General features: G+C 60.9%; 15 protein-coding genes. 12 read left to right on the forward strand and 3 right to left on the reverse strand.

The genetic code is table 11. The annotated features are described in order from the left end of the window. Position 1: 1 nt before the first annotated feature. From murD to lpxC, 9 genes are all read left to right on the forward strand, one after another. The gene (murD, locus tag ACUTSC_RS15925; protein WP_025301569.1) at positions 2–1,321 is read left to right on the forward strand and encodes a UDP-N-acetylmuramoyl-L-alanine--D-glutamate ligase; all 1,320 of its coding nucleotides are present in this window, start codon (positions 2–4) and stop codon (positions 1,319–1,321) included. Further along, positions 1,318–2,520, forward strand: a complete 1,203-nt coding sequence (gene ftsW / locus ACUTSC_RS15930) for a cell division protein FtsW (protein ID WP_038873480.1) — start codon at positions 1,318–1,320, stop codon at positions 2,518–2,520. The genes murD and ftsW overlap by 4 nt, the downstream gene beginning before the upstream one ends. Positions 2,521–2,523: 3 nt before the next feature. Then, positions 2,524–3,588, forward strand: coding sequence for an undecaprenyldiphospho-muramoylpentapeptide beta-N-acetylglucosaminyltransferase (gene murG, locus ACUTSC_RS15935; RefSeq protein ID WP_197766980.1), 1,065 nt, complete (start codon positions 2,524–2,526; stop codon positions 3,586–3,588). Between the two features lie 84 nt (positions 3,589–3,672). Next, positions 3,673–5,148 (forward strand): UDP-N-acetylmuramate--L-alanine ligase, encoded by a 1,476-nt coding sequence (gene murC / locus ACUTSC_RS15940; RefSeq protein ID WP_025301571.1) that lies wholly within the window; start codon positions 3,673–3,675, stop codon positions 5,146–5,148. Beyond that, complete coding sequence (locus ACUTSC_RS15945) at positions 5,141–6,061, forward strand: D-alanine--D-alanine ligase (protein ID WP_063991407.1); 921 nt, start codon at positions 5,141–5,143, stop codon at positions 6,059–6,061. The genes murC and ACUTSC_RS15945 overlap by 8 nt, the downstream gene beginning before the upstream one ends. A 1-nt stretch (position 6,062) precedes the next feature. Further along, positions 6,063–6,914 (forward strand): cell division protein FtsQ, encoded by an 852-nt coding sequence (gene ftsQ, locus ACUTSC_RS15950; protein ID WP_004932761.1) that lies wholly within the window; start codon positions 6,063–6,065, stop codon positions 6,912–6,914. Next, positions 6,911–8,167 carry a cell division protein FtsA gene (gene ftsA / locus ACUTSC_RS15955; RefSeq protein ID WP_004932758.1) on the forward strand — a complete coding sequence of 419 codons (1,257 nt, stop codon included), beginning with the start codon at positions 6,911–6,913 and terminating at the stop codon, positions 8,165–8,167. Before ftsQ ends, ftsA begins: the two co-directional genes overlap by 4 nt. Positions 8,168–8,241: 74 nt before the next feature. Further along, positions 8,242–9,396, forward strand: coding sequence for a cell division protein FtsZ (gene ftsZ / locus ACUTSC_RS15960; RefSeq protein ID WP_004932757.1), 1,155 nt, complete (start codon positions 8,242–8,244; stop codon positions 9,394–9,396). A gap of 103 nt (positions 9,397–9,499) precedes the next feature. Then, positions 9,500–10,417 (forward strand): UDP-3-O-acyl-N-acetylglucosamine deacetylase, encoded by a 918-nt coding sequence (gene lpxC / locus ACUTSC_RS15965; protein ID WP_004932754.1) that lies wholly within the window; start codon positions 9,500–9,502, stop codon positions 10,415–10,417. Between the two features lie 104 nt (positions 10,418–10,521). Here the strand turns inward: lpxC and ACUTSC_RS15970 are convergent, their stop codons facing one another. Next, positions 10,522–11,037 carry a DUF721 domain-containing protein gene (locus ACUTSC_RS15970; protein ID WP_033637110.1) on the reverse strand — a complete coding sequence of 172 codons (516 nt, stop codon included), beginning with the start codon at positions 11,035–11,037 and terminating at the stop codon, positions 10,522–10,524. A gap of 26 nt (positions 11,038–11,063) precedes the next feature. Between ACUTSC_RS15970 and secM the strand changes: the two genes are divergently transcribed. The 3 genes from secM (at position 11,064) to mutT (ending at position 14,870) form a co-directional block, all read left to right on the forward strand. Next, a complete protein-coding gene (gene secM, locus ACUTSC_RS15975; protein ID WP_038873490.1) occupies positions 11,064–11,594 on the forward strand; it encodes a secA translation cis-regulator SecM in 531 nt (176 codons plus the stop codon). Between the two features lie 82 nt (positions 11,595–11,676). Continuing rightward, positions 11,677–14,385 carry a preprotein translocase subunit SecA gene (gene secA / locus ACUTSC_RS15980; protein ID WP_063991402.1) on the forward strand — a complete coding sequence of 903 codons (2,709 nt, stop codon included), beginning with the start codon at positions 11,677–11,679 and terminating at the stop codon, positions 14,383–14,385. Positions 14,386–14,465: 80 nt separating this feature from the next. Then, complete coding sequence (gene mutT / locus ACUTSC_RS15985) at positions 14,466–14,870, forward strand: 8-oxo-dGTP diphosphatase MutT (protein ID WP_197766979.1); 405 nt, start codon at positions 14,466–14,468, stop codon at positions 14,868–14,870. Between the two features lie 39 nt (positions 14,871–14,909). On the opposite strand, the gene yacG is transcribed toward mutT, so the two are convergent. Further along, positions 14,910–15,101 (reverse strand): DNA gyrase inhibitor YacG, encoded by a 192-nt coding sequence (gene yacG, locus ACUTSC_RS15990; protein ID WP_004932737.1) that lies wholly within the window; start codon positions 15,099–15,101, stop codon positions 14,910–14,912. Positions 15,102–15,152: 51 nt separating this feature from the next. Continuing rightward, positions 15,153–15,905, reverse strand: coding sequence for a cell division protein ZapD (gene zapD, locus ACUTSC_RS15995; RefSeq protein ID WP_038873498.1), 753 nt, complete (start codon positions 15,903–15,905; stop codon positions 15,153–15,155). Between the last annotated feature and the right edge of the window lie 2 nt (positions 15,906–15,907).

Here is a 15,907-nt window from a genome sequence, read left to right on the forward strand (position 1 = left end):
CATGGCAGACTATCAGGGTAGAAAAGTCGTCATCATCGGATTGGGCCTCACCGGCCTGTCCTGTGTCGATTTCTTCATGGCGCGCGGCGTAACGCCGCGCGTGATGGATACCCGTATCGCGCCGCCAGGGTTGGACAAACTGCCTGAAAGCGTGGAGCGCCATCTGGGCGATCTGAATCAGGATTGGCTGTTGGCGGCGGATCTGATCGTCGCCAGCCCGGGCGTCGCGCTGGCGACCCCGGCATTGAGCGCCGCGGCGGACGCCGGCGTGGAAATCGTCGGCGACGTCGAACTGTTCTGCCGTGAAGCGCAGGCGCCGATCGTGGCGATCACCGGCTCCAACGGCAAAAGCACTGTCACCACCCTGGTGGGCGAGATGGCGAAAGCCGCCGGTTGGGCGGTGGGCGTGGGCGGCAATATCGGCCTGCCGGCGCTGAGCCTGCTACGCCAGGAGTGCCAGCTTTACGTGCTGGAGCTGTCCAGCTTCCAGCTGGAAACGACGTATAGCCTGCGGGCGGCAGCGGCGACCATCCTGAACGTGACCGAAGATCATATGGATCGCTATCCGTTCGGCCTGCAGCAGTATCGCGGCGCCAAGCTGCGCGTGTATGAAAACGCCGCCGTGTGCGTGGTGAACGCGGACGACGCGCTGACCATGCCGGTGCGCGGCGCCGACGAGCGCTGCGTTAGCTTCGGCGCCGACGTGGGCGACTATCACCTGAACCGTCAGCAGGGGGAAACCTGGCTGCGGGTGCGCGGCGAGAAGGTGCTGAATACGCGCGAGATGAAACTGACCGGCCGCCACAACTACACCAACGCCCTGGCGGCGCTGGCGTTGGCGGATGCGGTCAACATTCCGCGCGCGTCCAGCCTGAAGGCGCTGACCACCTTCACCGGCCTGGCGCACCGCTTCCAGCTGGCCTGGGAGCACAACGGCGTGCGTTGGATCAACGATTCCAAAGCCACCAACGTCGGCAGCACCGAAGCGGCGCTGAACGGCCTGCAGGTGGACGGTACGCTGCATTTGCTGCTCGGCGGCGACGGCAAATCCGCCGATTTCTCGCCGCTGGCGCGCTATCTGCAGGGCGACAACGTGCGTCTGTATTGCTTTGGCCGCGACGGCGCCCAGCTGGCGCAGCTGCGGCCGGAAGTGGCGACGCTGACCGAGACCATGGAGCAGGCGATGCGCACCATCGCCGGCCGCGTACAGCCCGGCGACATGGTATTGCTGTCGCCGGCCTGCGCCAGCCTCGATCAGTTCCGTAATTTTGAAGTGCGCGGCGATGAGTTCGCCCGCTTGGCGCAGGAGCTTGGCGGATGAAACTACGCTTGCCGAACTTCGGGCTGACAGAACGGTTGAAAGACTGGGTGACCGGCGCGCGCGACAACGACGCGGTCAACATGGTGCTGTACGATCGCACCCTGCTGTGGCTGACCTTCGGGTTGGCGATCATCGGCTTCGTGATGGTGACCTCGGCGTCGATGCCGATCGGCCAACGCCTGGCGGACGATCCGTTCCTGTTCGCCAAACGTGACGCGCTGTACCTCGGCCTGGCGTTCGGCCTGTCGCTGGTGACGCTGCGCGTCCCGATGGAAATTTGGCAGCGCTACAGCAACGTGATGCTGCTGATGTCGATCGTGATGCTGCTGATCGTGCTGGTGGTGGGGAGCTCGGTGAACGGGGCCTCGCGCTGGATCGCGCTCGGCCCGCTGCGTATTCAGCCGGCGGAGCTGTCCAAGCTGTCGCTGTTCTGCTACCTGGCGAGCTATCTGGTGCGCAAGGTGGAAGAGGTGCGCAGCAACTTCTGGGGCTTCTGCAAGCCGATGGGCGTGATGGTGGTGCTGGCGGTGCTGCTGCTGGCGCAGCCGGACCTCGGTACTGTGGTGGTGCTGTTCATCACCACGCTGGCGATGCTGTTCCTGGCCGGCGCGAAAATGTGGCAGTTCCTGGCGATCATCGGCTCCGGCGTGTTCGCCGTGGTGCTGCTGATTATCGCGGAACCGTACCGTATGCGCCGCGTGACGTCGTTCTGGAACCCGTGGGCCGATCCGTTCGGCAGCGGCTACCAGCTGACCCAGTCGCTGATGGCGTTCGGCCGCGGCGAGTTCTGGGGACAGGGGCTCGGCAACTCGGTGCAGAAACTGGAGTATTTGCCGGAAGCACACACCGACTTCATCTTCTCCATTTTGGGTGAAGAACTGGGCTATATCGGTGTGGTTTTAGCCCTGTTAATGGTATTCTTCGTCGCTTTTCGCGCGATGTCCATCGGGCGCCGCGCGCTGGAGATCGACCAACGCTTCTCCGGCTTCCTGGCCTGCGCGATCGGCGTATGGTTCAGCTTCCAGGCGCTGGTTAACGTCGGCGCCGCCGCAGGCATGCTGCCGACCAAAGGTCTGACGCTGCCGCTGATCAGTTACGGCGGTTCGAGCTTGCTGATTATGTCGACGGCCATCGTGCTGTTGCTGCGAATTGATTATGAAACGCGTCTGACCAAGGCTCAGGCATTTGTGAAGAGGTAAGGGATGAGCGGGAAACCTAAGCGTTTAATGGTGATGGCAGGCGGTACCGGTGGGCACGTGTTCCCGGGGCTGGCGGTCGCGCATCATCTGATGGCGCAGGGCTGGCAGGTGCGCTGGCTCGGAACCGCAGACCGAATGGAAGCCGATCTGGTGCCGAAGCACGGGATCGAGATTGATTTTATCCGCATCTCCGGCCTGCGCGGCAAAGGCCTGAAGGCCCAGTTGACTGCGCCGCTGCGGATCTGGCAGGCGGTGCGCCAGGCGAAAGCCATCATGCGCAGCTACCAGCCGGATGTGGTGCTGGGGATGGGCGGTTACGTGTCCGGCCCCGGTGGCCTGGCAGCCTGGCAGTGCGGCATCCCGGTGGTGCTGCACGAGCAGAACGGCATCGCCGGTTTGACCAACCGCTGGCTGGCGCGCATCGCCGCCAAAGTGATGCAGGCCTTCCCCGGCGCGTTCCTGAACGCCGAGGTGGTGGGCAACCCGGTGCGTACCGATGTGTTGGCGCTGCCGTTGCCGGCGGAGCGGTTGCAGGGGCGCGAAGGTCCGATCCGCGTGCTGGTGATTGGCGGAAGTCAGGGCGCGCGCGTGCTGAATCAGACAGTTCCTGAAGTCGCGGCGCGTTTGGGCGATAGAATTACGCTCTGGCATCAGGTTGGCAAGGGCGCGCTGGAAACGGTGCTGCGCGACTACGAAAGGGTAGGGCAGACGCAGCACAAGGTGACCGAGTTCATCGACGACATGGCCGCCGCCTACGCCTGGGCCGACGTGGTGGTCTGCCGCTCCGGCGCGTTGACCGTCAGCGAAATCGCGGCGGCGGGGCTGCCGGCGATCTTCGTGCCGTTCATGCATAAGGACCGTCAGCAGTACTGGAACGCGCGTCCGCTGGAAGAAGCCGGCGCGGCGAAGATTATCGAACAGCCGCAGTTCAACGCCGATGTGGTGGCTGAACTGCTGGCGAGCTGGGATCGCAAGACGCTGCTGGCCATGGCCGAGAAAGCGCGTGCGGTCGCCATTCCGGATGCCACCGAGCGCGTGGCGGCGGAGCTGGTGCGGCTCGCCAAGTAACGAGTGCAGGGGTTCGGTGCGCCGAACCTGAATAAAAGCAATGTGATGTAGGGCCGGGGTACCGGATCCGGATTAGAGAGAGTGATGAATACACAACAACTGGCGAAACTACGTACTATCGTGCCCGAGATGCGTCGCGTCCGGCACATTCACTTTGTCGGCATCGGTGGTGCCGGCATGGGTGGTATCGCCGAAGTGTTGGCAAACGAAGGGTATCAGATCAGCGGCTCCGACCTGGCGCCGAATCCGGTCACCCAACAGTTGAGCGCGCTCGGGGCGACGATTTATTTCAATCACCGTCCGGAAAACGTGCTGGATGCGAGCGTGGTGGTGGTGTCTACCGCCATCTCCGCCGACAACCCGGAGATCGTCGCCGCCCGTGAAGCGCGCATCCCGGTGATCCGCCGCGCAGAAATGCTGGCGGAGCTGATGCGTTTTCGCCACGGCATCGCTATCGCCGGCACGCACGGCAAAACCACCACCACGGCGATGGTTTCGAGCATTTACGCCGAAGCCCGCCTTGACCCGACCTTCGTCAACGGCGGGCTGGTGAAGGCGGCGGGCACCCACGCGCGACTGGGGTCCAGCCGTTATCTGATCGCGGAAGCGGATGAGAGCGATGCGTCGTTCCTGCATCTGCAGCCGATGGTGGCCGTGGTCACCAACATCGAAGCCGACCATATGGACACTTACCAGGGTGACTTCGAGAACCTGAAGCAGACGTTTATCAATTTCTTGCACAACCTGCCGTTCTACGGCCGCGCGGTGATGTGCATCGACGATCCGGTGGTGCGTGAGCTGTTGCCGCGCGTGGGTCGCCATATCACCACCTATGGCTTCAGTGAAGATGCCGATGTGCGCATTGAAGACTACCGGCAGATTGGGCCGCAGGGGCACTTTACCCTGAGCCGTCAGGACAAGCCGTTGCTGACGGTGACGCTGAACGCGCCGGGCCGCCACAATGCGTTGAACGCGGCGGCGGCGGTAGCGGTAGCGACCGAAGAAGGCATCGACGACGAAGATATCCTGCGCGCGCTGGCGGGCTTCCAGGGCACCGGGCGTCGCTTCGATTTCCTCGGCGAGTTCCCGCTGGAGCCGGTCAACGGCAAAGCGGGCAGCGCGATGCTGGTGGACGACTACGGCCACCATCCGACCGAGGTGGACGCCACGCTGAAAGCGGCGCGCGCCGGCTGGCCGGACAAGCGTTTGGTGATGATCTTCCAGCCGCACCGTTATACGCGCACCCGCGATCTGTACGACGATTTCGCCAACGTGCTGTCGCAGGTGGATGTGCTGCTGATGCTCGACGTGTACGCCGCCGGCGAAGCGCCGATCCCGGGCGCGGACAGCCGTTCGCTGTGCCGCACCATCCGCAGCCGCGGCAAGCTGGATCCGATCCTGGTTTCCGATGCCGATACCGTGCCGGAAACCCTGGCGCAGCTGCTGCAGGATGAAGACCTGGTGCTGGTGCAAGGCGCCGGCAACGTGGGCAAAATCGCCCGTAAACTGGCCGAGCTGAAACTGCAGCCGCCGAAGAAAGAGGAGGAGCACCATGGCTGATAAAGTTGCAGTTCTGCTGGGCGGCACCTCCGCTGAACGCGAAGTCTCCCTGCAATCCGGCGCCGCGGTGCTGGCCGGGTTGCGCGAAGCCGGTATCGATGCGCACGGCGTCGATACCCGCGATTTCCCGGTGACCCAGCTGAAAGAGCAGGGGTTCACCAAAGTGTTTATCGCGCTGCATGGCCGCGGCGGCGAGGACGGCACCCTGCAGGGGCTGCTGGAGTTCCTCGAACTGCCTTATACCGGCAGCGGCGTGATGGCCTCGGCGCTGACCATGGACAAATGGCGCACCAAGATGGTGTGGCAGTCGATGGGCTTGCCGGTGGCGCCTTATGTGGCGCTGAATCGCCAGCTGTACCTCGGCGGCGAAAAAGCAGCGCTGCTGGCGCGCGTGGCGGATCTCGGCCTGCCGCTGATCGTCAAGCCGAGCCGTGAAGGCTCCAGCGTCGGCATGAGCAAGGTCACCGAAAGCGCCGCGCTGGAAGCCGCGTTGGAAGAGGCCTTCCGCCATGACGACGACGTATTGGTGGAGAAGTGGCTGAGCGGCCCGGAATATACCGTGGCGATGCTGGGCGACCAGGTGCTGCCGTCGATCCGCATCCAGCCGGCCGGCGTGTTTTACGATTACCAGGCCAAGTACATTTCGGACGACACGCAGTACTTCTGCCCGAGCGGTTTGAGCGCCGAGCAGGAAGCCGAGATGGCGGCGTTGGCGCTGCGTGCCTATCGCGGCCTGGACTGCAGCGGCTGGGGCCGCGTCGACGTGATGCAAGACAGCGATGGCAGCTTCTATCTGCTTGAGGTGAACACCTCTCCGGGCATGACCAGTCATAGCCTGGTGCCGATGGCGGCGCGCCAGTTTGGATTAAGCTTCTCGCAGTTGGTGGCGAGAATTTTGGAGTTGGCCGACTGATATGTCGCAAGCTGCCCTGAATGCGCGCGATCGCGAGGTGGATAACGGCCCGCGCCGCAGCAATGGAACCCAGTTGGCGGGAATGATTTTCCTGCTGATGGTGTTGGGAACGGTCGTGTGGAGCGGTTGGGCGGTGCTAGGCTGGATGAAAGACGCCAGTCGCCTGCCGCTCTCAAGGCTGGTGGTGACCGGCGAACGCCACTACACCACCAACGATGATATTCGTCAGGCGATCCTGGCGCTGGGCGCGCCCGGCACCTTTATGACGCAGGATGTGGACGTCATCCAGCAGCAGATCGAACGTCTGCCGTGGATCAAGCAGGCCAGCGTGCGCAAACAATGGCCGGATGAGCTGAAGATCCATCTGGTGGAGTACGTCCCGGTGGCGCGCTGGAACGATTTGCACATGGTGGACGCCGAAGGCAAAGCGTTCAGCGTGCCGGCGGAGCGGGCGGGCAAACAGAAGTTGCCGCTGCTCTACGGGCCGGAAGGGAGCGAGCAGGATGTGCTGGAAGGCTATCGGGCGATGAGCGCCACGTTGGCGGCCAGCAAATATACGCTGAAAATGGCGGCGATGACCGCGCGCCATTCCTGGCAGCTGGCGCTGGACAACGATGTCCGGCTTGAGCTGGGGCGCGATGACCGCAACGGGCGTTTGCAGCGGTTTATCGAGCTTTACCCGGTATTGCAGCAGCAGGGCCAGGCGGAGAGCAAGCGTGTCAGCTATGTCGATCTGCGCTACGAGTCCGGCGCTTCGGTAGGGTGGGCTCCGGTGTTGGTCGATCCGCAGGCGCTTGGCGGTCAGCAAAACAGTAATCAGCAACAGAATCAGGCACAGGCAAAACAACAATGATCAAGTCGACGGACAGAAAACTGGTAGTTGGACTGGAGATCGGTACTGCAAAAGTCTCCGCGTTGGTAGGGGAAGTTCTGCCCGATGGCATGGTCAACATTATCGGGGTGGGCAGCTGCCCGTCTCGCGGCATGGATAAGGGTGGCGTAAACGACCTGGAGTCGGTGGTGAAGTGCGTACAGCGCGCCATCGATCAGGCCGAGCTGATGGCGGACTGCCAGATCTCCTCGGTGTACCTGGCGCTGTCGGGCAAACACATCAGCTGCCAGAACGAAATCGGCATGGTGCCGATCTCGGAAGAGGAAGTGACGCAGGACGACGTGGAGAACGTGGTGCACACCGCCAAGTCGGTGCGCGTGCGCGATGAACACCGCATTCTGCACGTGATTCCTCAGGAATACGCCATCGATTATCAGGAAGGCATCAAAAACCCGGTTGGGCTGTCCGGCGTGCGCATGCAGGCCAAGGTGCATCTGATTACCTGCCATAACGATATGGCGAAGAACATCGTCAAGGCCGTGGAACGTTGCGGCCTGAAAGTTGACCAACTTATTTTCGCCGGTCTGGCCGCGAGCTACGCGGTGCTGACCGAAGATGAACGCGAACTCGGCGTTTGCGTAGTGGATATCGGCGGCGGCACCATGGACATGGCGGTGTACACCGGCGGTGCGCTGCGCCACACCAAAGTGATCCCTTACGCCGGGAACGTGGTCACCAGCGATATCGCCTACGCCTTCGGCACGCCGCCGACCGACGCGGAAGCGATTAAAGTTCGACACGGCTGTGCGCTTGGGTCGATTGTTAGCAAGGATGAGAATGTAGAGGTGCCTAGCGTCGGGGGACGTCCTCCGCGCAGTCTGCAAAGACAGACGCTGGCTGAAGTCATTGAGCCACGCTACACCGAACTGTTGAATCTGGTTAACGATGAAATTTTGCAATTGCAGGAGCAACTGCGTCAGCAAGGGGTGAAGCATCATCTGGCAGCCGGTATCGTGCTGACCGGTGGTGCCGCCCAGATTGATGGCCTGGCAGCCTGTGCGCAACGGGTGTTCCATACCCAGGTACGCATCGGCCAACCCTTGAACATCACGGGTCTGACGGATTATGCGCAGGAGCCTTACTACTCGACGGCGGTAGGTCTGCTGCACTATGGAAAAGAGTCTCACCTGAGCGGTGAGACAGAAGTAGAAAAACGCGCCTCGGTGGGCAATTGGTTTAAACGCATCAATAGCTGGCTGAGAAAAGAGTTTTAATGTTTCAACAAAGAGATCATGCTGAGTAATCTTTTTATGATCTCGCAGCGACAGGCACAAAACGGAGAGAAACTATGTTTGAACCAATGGAACTAACCAATGACGCGGTGATTAAAGTCATCGGCGTCGGCGGCGGCGGTGGCAACGCCGTTGAACACATGGTGCGCGAGCGCATCGAAGGTGTTGAATTCTTCGCTGTGAACACGGACGCCCAGGCGCTCCGCAAAACGGCGGTTGGCCAAACCATCCAGATCGGTAGCGGTATTACCAAAGGTCTGGGTGCGGGCGCGAACCCGGAAGTGGGTCGCAATTCAGCGGAAGAAGACCGCGAAGCCCTGCGCGCAGCGCTGGACGGCGCAGACATGGTCTTCATCGCGGCCGGCATGGGCGGCGGTACCGGTACCGGTGCAGCGCCAGTGGTGGCTGAAGTGGCTAAAGATTTGGGTATTCTGACCGTGGCCGTGGTAACCAAGCCTTTCAACTTCGAAGGCAAGAAACGCATGGCATTCGCGGAGCAGGGTATCGCTGAGCTGTCCAAACACGTGGACTCGCTGATCACCATCCCGAACGACAAGCTGTTGAAAGTTTTGGGCCGCGGCATTTCCCTGCTGGACGCGTTCGGCGCGGCCAACGACGTGCTGAAAGGCGCGGTGCAGGGTATCGCCGAGCTGATCACCCGTCCGGGCCTGATGAACGTCGACTTCGCCGACGTGCGCACCGTGATGTCCGAAATGGGCTACGCGATGATGGGTTCCGGCGTGGCTTGCGGTGAAGACCGCGCCGAAGAAGCGGCCGAAATGGCGATCTCCAGCCCACTGCTGGAAGACATCGACCTGTCCGGCGCGCGCGGCGTGTTGGTCAACATTACCGCCGGCTTCGACCTGCGTCTGGATGAGTTCGAAACCGTGGGTAACACTATCCGCGCGTTCGCCTCCGACAACGCTACCGTGGTTATCGGTACCTCGCTGGATCCGGAAATGAACGACGAACTGCGCGTAACCGTGGTTGCAACCGGTATCGGTATGGACAAGCGTCCTGAAATCACCCTGGTGACCAATAAGCAGGCCAGCCAGCCGGTGATGGATCACCGTTATCAGCAGCACGGCATGTCGCCTCTGCCGCAGGAAGTGAAACCTGCCGCGAAGGTGGTCAACGACCAAGCTGCGCAGCCGAATAAAGAGCCCGACTATCTTGATATTCCAGCCTTCCTGCGTAAGCAGGCAGACTAAGAATATCCTGAGAATTTGGAATCTCCGCTCTTTGTGCTAAACTGTCCCGCCGGCCATGCTGTATGCTTGGCTGGTAGGATGGATAACATTGCGAGATAAAACGATGATCAAACAAAGGACATTAAAACGTATTGTTCAGGCGACTGGTGTCGGTTTGCATACCGGCAAGAAAGTCACGCTGACAATGCGCCCAGCGCCGGCTAATACCGGGGTCATCTATCGTCGCACTGACTTGAATCCACCGGTTGATTTTCCGGCTGATGCAAAATCCGTGCGTGATACCATGCTCTGTACTTGCCTGGTGAATGAGCATGACGTGCGTATTTCGACCGTTGAGCACCTCAACGCCGCGCTGGCTGGGTTGGGCATCGACAACATCGTTATCGAAGTCGACGCCGCTGAAATCCCAATCATGGACGGCAGCGCCAGTCCGTTCGTGTTCTTGCTGCTGGATGCCGGCATCGAAGAACTGAACTCGGCGAAGAAATTCCTGCGTCTGAAAGAGACCGTGCGTGTTGAAGATGGCGACAAATGGGCCGAGCTGTCCCCGCATAACGGGTTCCGCCTGGACTTCACCATCGACTTCAACCACCCGGCTATCGACGCCAGCTCTCAGCGCTATCGTCTCGATTTCTCGGCTGAGTCGTTCGTGCGTCAAATCAGCCGCGCGCGCACCTTCGGGTTTATGCGCGACATCGAATACCTGCAGTCCCGCGGCCTGGCCCTGGGCGGCAGCTTCGATTGCGCTATCGTGGTAGATGACTACCGCGTGCTGAACGAAGACGGTCTGCGTTTCGAAGACGAATTCGTACGTCACAAAATGCTGGACGCCATCGGCGACCTGTTCATGTGCGGCCACAACATCATTGGCGCGTTCACCGCGTTCAAGTCTGGCCACGCGCTGAACAACAAACTGCTGCAGGCCGTACTGGCCAAGCAGGAAGCGTGGGAATACGTGACCTTCCAGGACGAAGCCGAAATGCCGTTGGCATTCAAGGCACCGTCCACCGTATTGGCGTAAGGTCTGAATTCCTCGCCTGCTGCGAATAACGGCAGGCGCATCCTCTGAGAGCCTGAGAATTCAGGCTCGTGATGCCGTCTGATGTTTTGCAGCTGTGTCGCTGATTACTTATCACGACTGGTTGTGTTGGTACCCTCTCCGGCCAATGCAGCCAGCCGTTCCAATATCTTGCGCAGTTTCTCCGGGCTACGGCTCGCCAACCCTCTCAGCTCTTCCGCACTTTCCAGACTCAAATGCCGCATCGGCACGGGTTTTTCCGGCGCTTTCTCTGCGTTTTGCACCTGGTGGCTGCCTTTCGCCATCAAGGCCGGATTAATCCTGATGTCGATCGACGACAATGATGGTAGAATTTGCGCTCGTAGTGCAGACAGCAGAGCGGGTTGTTCGTAGCGCAAGCGCATCATCCAGCTGGCATTTGCCGTTTCGAGCACTAAAATACCCTGTCGGAAATTCGCGACGCGGCACCAGGGATGCAGGGGAGCAGGCAACAGGCCCTTCACTGCACGGTTAAGCTTGAGCAGCGCCACCGCGCGTTGCTGGACGTTATGCAGCGGCCCTTTGCTGCCGGCAGACGCGTCGTCGAACAGGACATCTAATAATTGTGGACGGCTATCGCGCATAATGGGCTCCGGCGGATTATAAACTCGTGATCGGTATTCTAAATCGTTGGCGACAATTTGGCAGACGTTATTTCTGGCCCCATCTCCTGTTAGGGATGGTTGCGGCCACGCTTGGCGCGTCTTCCAATTTGCCCGGCGCCCCCGATCAGGCCGCACTGCCGAATACGTCGTCCAGCCTTAACCGGCAAAATTCGGCCAACGGCACCTTCAACAGCCTGGCCCTGCTGCAGGACGCGCACCGTCGCCCTACCTTCAGCGTAGATTACTGGCAGCAACATGCACTGCGCACCGTCATTCGTCACCTCTCTTTCGCGCTGGCGCCGCAGGCGGTTTATGCGCGGGTGCAGGAGAGCGAAGCCGAAGCCGAACCGCCTTTGCAGGTCGCGCAACTGGCGCTGCTTTCTACCCTCAACGCGCTGCTGACGCACGAGCCGAAGCCGCCGACCATCATTCGCCATACCCACCTTGAGGTGCTGCCAACGCTGGCACGGCACCAGACCGGCCTGTGGGTGGCGCAGGTACAGGGCATTCGCGCCGGGCCTGCCGCGCTCGTCTGACTCCGCCCTCAGGGCACAAAAACCATAAATAATAGCAAGTTGACTGCCGTATTCGGCCGTCATGACAGAGATATCAAACATCATGTTAGTGAAATTATTAACCAAAGTTTTTGGCAGCCGTAACGATCGTACCCTGCGCCGCATGCGCAAAGTGGTTGAGCAGATCAACCGCATGGAACCGGACATGGAAAAACTGTCCGATGACGAGCTGAAAGCGAAAACCAACGAGTTCCGCGCGCGCCTGGAGAAAGGCGAGTCGCTGGACAGCCTGATCCCGGAAGCCTTCGCCGTAGTGCGTGAGGCGAGCAAGCGCGTGTTCGGCATGCGTCACTTCGACGTGCAGCTGCTGGGCGGCATGGTGCTGAACGACCGCTGCATCGCCGAGATGCGTACCGGTGAAGGTAAGACCCTGACCGCGACGCTGCCGGCCTATCTGAACGCCCTGAGCGGCCGCGGCGTGCACGTCGTGACCGTCAACGACTATCTGGCGCAGCGTGACGCCGAAAACAACCGTCCGCTGTTCGAGTTCCTCGGCCTGAGCATCGGCATCAACCTGCCGGGCATGCCGGCGCCGGCCAAGCGCGAAGCTTACGCCGCCGACATCACCTACGGCACCAACAACGAATACGGCTTCGACTACCTGCGCGACAACATGGCGTTCAGCCCGGAAGAACGCGTGCAGCGCAAACTGCACTATGCGCTGGTGGATGAGGTGGACTCCATCCTGATCGATGAAGCGCGTACGCCGCTGATCATCTCCGGCCCGGCCGAAGACAGCTCCGAGATGTACATCAAGGTCAACAAGCTGATCCCTAAACTGATCCGCCAGGAAAAAGAAGACTCCGACACCTTCAAGGGTGAGGGGCACTTCTCGGTGGATGAGAAGGCGCGCCAGGTCCACCTGACCGAACGCGGCCTGATCCTGATCGAAGAGATGCTGGTGGAAGCCGGTATCATGGATGAGGGCGAATCGCTGTACTCGCCGACCAACATCATGCTGATGCACCACGTTACCGCCGCGCTGCGCGCCCACGTGCTGTTCACCCGCGACGTTGACTACATCGTGAAAGACGGGGAAGTGATCATCGTCGACGAACACACCGGCCGTACCATGCAGGGCCGCCGTTGGTCCGATGGCCTGCACCAGGCGGTGGAAGCCAAAGAAGGCGTGGAGATCCAGAACGAGAACCAGACGCTGGCTTCGATCACCTTCCAGAACTACTTCCGTCTGTACGAGAAGCTGGCCGGGATGACCGGTACCGCCGATACCGAAGCCTTCGAATTCAGCTCGATCTACAAGCTGGACACCATCGTGGTGCCAACCAACCGTCCGATGATCCGTAAGGACATGCCGGATCTGGTATACATGACCGAGAAAGAGAAGATCGGCGCCATCATCGAAGACATCCGCGAGCGTACCGCCAAAGGCCAGCCGGTGCTGGTGGGTACCATCTCAATCGAGAAATCCGAAGTGGTTTCCCATGAGCTGACCAAAGCTGGCATCGAGCACAAGGTGCTGAACGCCAAATTCCACGCCATGGAAGCGGACATCGTCGCCCAGGCCGGCCAGAGCGGTGCGGTAACCATCGCCACCAACATGGCGGGCCGTGGTACCGATATCGTGCTGGGCGGTAGCTGGCAGGCCGAAGTGGCGCTGTTGGAAGAGCCGACCGAAGAGCAGATCGAAGCCATCAAAGCGGCCTGGAAAGTGCGCCATGACGCAGTGCTGGCGGCGGGCGGCCTGCATATCATCGGCACCGAGCGCCATGAATCGCGCCGTATCGATAACCAGCTGCGCGGCCGTTCCGGTCGTCAGGGCGATGCCGGTTCATCCCGCTTCTACCTGTCAATGGAAGATGCCCTGATGCGTATTTTCGCCTCGGATCGCGTGTCCGGCATGATGCGCAAACTGGGTATGAAAGAAGGCGAAGCGATTGAGCACCCGTGGGTGACCAAGGCGATCGCCAACGCCCAGCGCAAGGTAGAGAGCCGCAACTTCGACATCCGTAAGCAGCTGCTGGAATACGACGACGTCGCCAACGATCAGCGCCGCGCCATCTACAGCCAGCGTAACGAATTGCTGGACGTGTCCGACGTGAGCGAAACCATCGCCAGCATCCGCGAGGACGTGTTCAAGAGCACCATCGACAACTACATCACGCCGCAGTCGCTGGAAGAAGAGTGGGACATTCAGGGGTTGGAAGAGCGCCTGAAGAACGACTTCGATCTGGAGATGCCGATCGCACAATGGCTGGACAAAGAGCCGGAGCTGCACGAAGAGACGCTGCGCGAACGCATTCTGGAGAACGCCAAAGAGCAGTACCAGCGTAAGGAAGACGTGGTCGGCAGCGAAATGATGCGCAACTTCGAGAAGGGCGTGATGCTGCAGACGCTGGACTCCCTGTGGAAAGAGCACCTGGCGGCGATGGACTACCTGCGTCAGGGTATCCACCTGCGCGGTTATGCGCAAAAGGATCCGAAGCAGGAGTACAAGCGCGAATCCTTCAACATGTTCGCCACCATGCTGGAATCGCTGAAATATGAAGTGATCAGCGTGCTGAGCAAGGTTCAGGTGCGGATGCCGGAAGAGGTGGAAGCGCTGGAACAGCAGCGCCGTGAAGAGGCCGAACGCCTGGCGCAGCACCAACAGCTGAGCCACCACGACGAGAACGCGTTGGTGACTGAAGATCCGAACGCGCCGGCGACCGCCGAGCGTAAAGTGGGCCGCAACGATCCGTGCCCATGCGGCTCCGGCAAGAAATACAAGCAGTGCCACGGCCGCCTGCAGTAATGCCAGCCGCGGTTAACCAATAATACCCAGGGGTTCAGCTTGCTGAGCCCCTGTTTTTTGACACCCATCAGGAGGGTGAGATGAAACATCTGAATATCGCCGTGGGCATCATCCGTAATGCGCAACGGGAGATCTTTATTACCCGCCGCGCCGCCGACGCGCACATGGCCGGATTCTGGGAGTTTCCCGGCGGCAAGATCGAACAGGGTGAAACGCCGGAGCTGGCGCTGAGCCGCGAGCTGCGGGAAGAGACCGGTATCGAAGCCGAACGCGCCGAACTGCTGGACGTGGTGGAGCACCGCTTCAGCGACCGTATCGTGACGCTGAATTTTTATCTGGTGGAAGCCTGGGCGGGCGAGCCGTTCGGCCGCGAGGGGCAACCGATGCGCTGGGTAAAACAGGCGGATCTGCGTGAAGACGAGTTCCCGGAAGCCAACGCCGGCATTATTCAACTGCTGGTGGCGCAGGCGAACGCCGCGCAATAACAAGGTTGGCCTGGCGGGCGCCAGGCCAATCGCGGACGATTAGCGATCGTCCATTTCACTCCAGTCTTCGCTTTCCGACAGATCGCTGTTGCTTGGAATGCGCTTCTCTTCATCGGCCCACTCGCCGAGATCGATCAGCTGGCAGCGCTTGCTGCAAAAAGGCCGGAACGGGCTGACTTCACCCCAAACCACGCCGGTGCCACAGGTTGGGCATTTTACTACGGTCGTCATAACGGTTCCTTACGCCTTCTGTCAGTGCTGAGAAGGCTTTCTTTCACAAGTTCAACAACAGGCCAGTTCGAACGTCAGGCGCTCAGGCACCACGCCATTTTCGCTATCCAGCGGCAGGAAACGAATGGCATAACGCGTCTTGTGGCCGGAAATCTGCGGATAAAGCTGCGGTGCCAGATGGAGGCGCAGGCGCAGCAGATCCGCCCCTTCGGCGTTGTCCTGGAAAAAGCCGTTCAGACTGATTTGATTGCGGAACGGCCCCGACTGACGGATCAGATCCAACACCATGATCAGCGCCTGGTTCAGCGGATCCAGCGACTGCAGCCAGGTGGCGACGTCGGCATCGCGATCCTGCTGCGGCGCGTGCATCCACATGTGCAGGGTCGGCAGATCGAAGCTGCAGCAGCCGCCGGGAATGTTCAGCCGCTGGCGCACCAGGCCGATCAGCCGGTCTTCGCGCAGCGCCTGGCCGAGGCGCGGCGCCGCCATCAGCGCCGATGAGCGCGACTTCAACTGGCCGCGCAGCTGGTCGATCAGCGCCATATCCACGCCCGGCACATCGGCCCAGGCCAACAGTTTCTGCTGCTGGCGCTCCAGCTCTTTGAGCAGTTCGGTGCGCACTTCGCCGCGCTCCAGCACGTCCAGCAAGTCGGAGACGGTGCGAAAGAAGGTGAGGGCGATGGCGGTTTCACTCAGGGCGCGTTGGCCGTGCAGCTGTTGCAGCAGGAATTCGATGCGCAGCCAGGTGCGCATTTTTTCGTTCAGCGGGTGTTCAAAGAGAACGGTTGGGGAAACATCACTCATGC

Source organism: Serratia sp. TSA_105.2 (genome assembly GCF_052692115.1).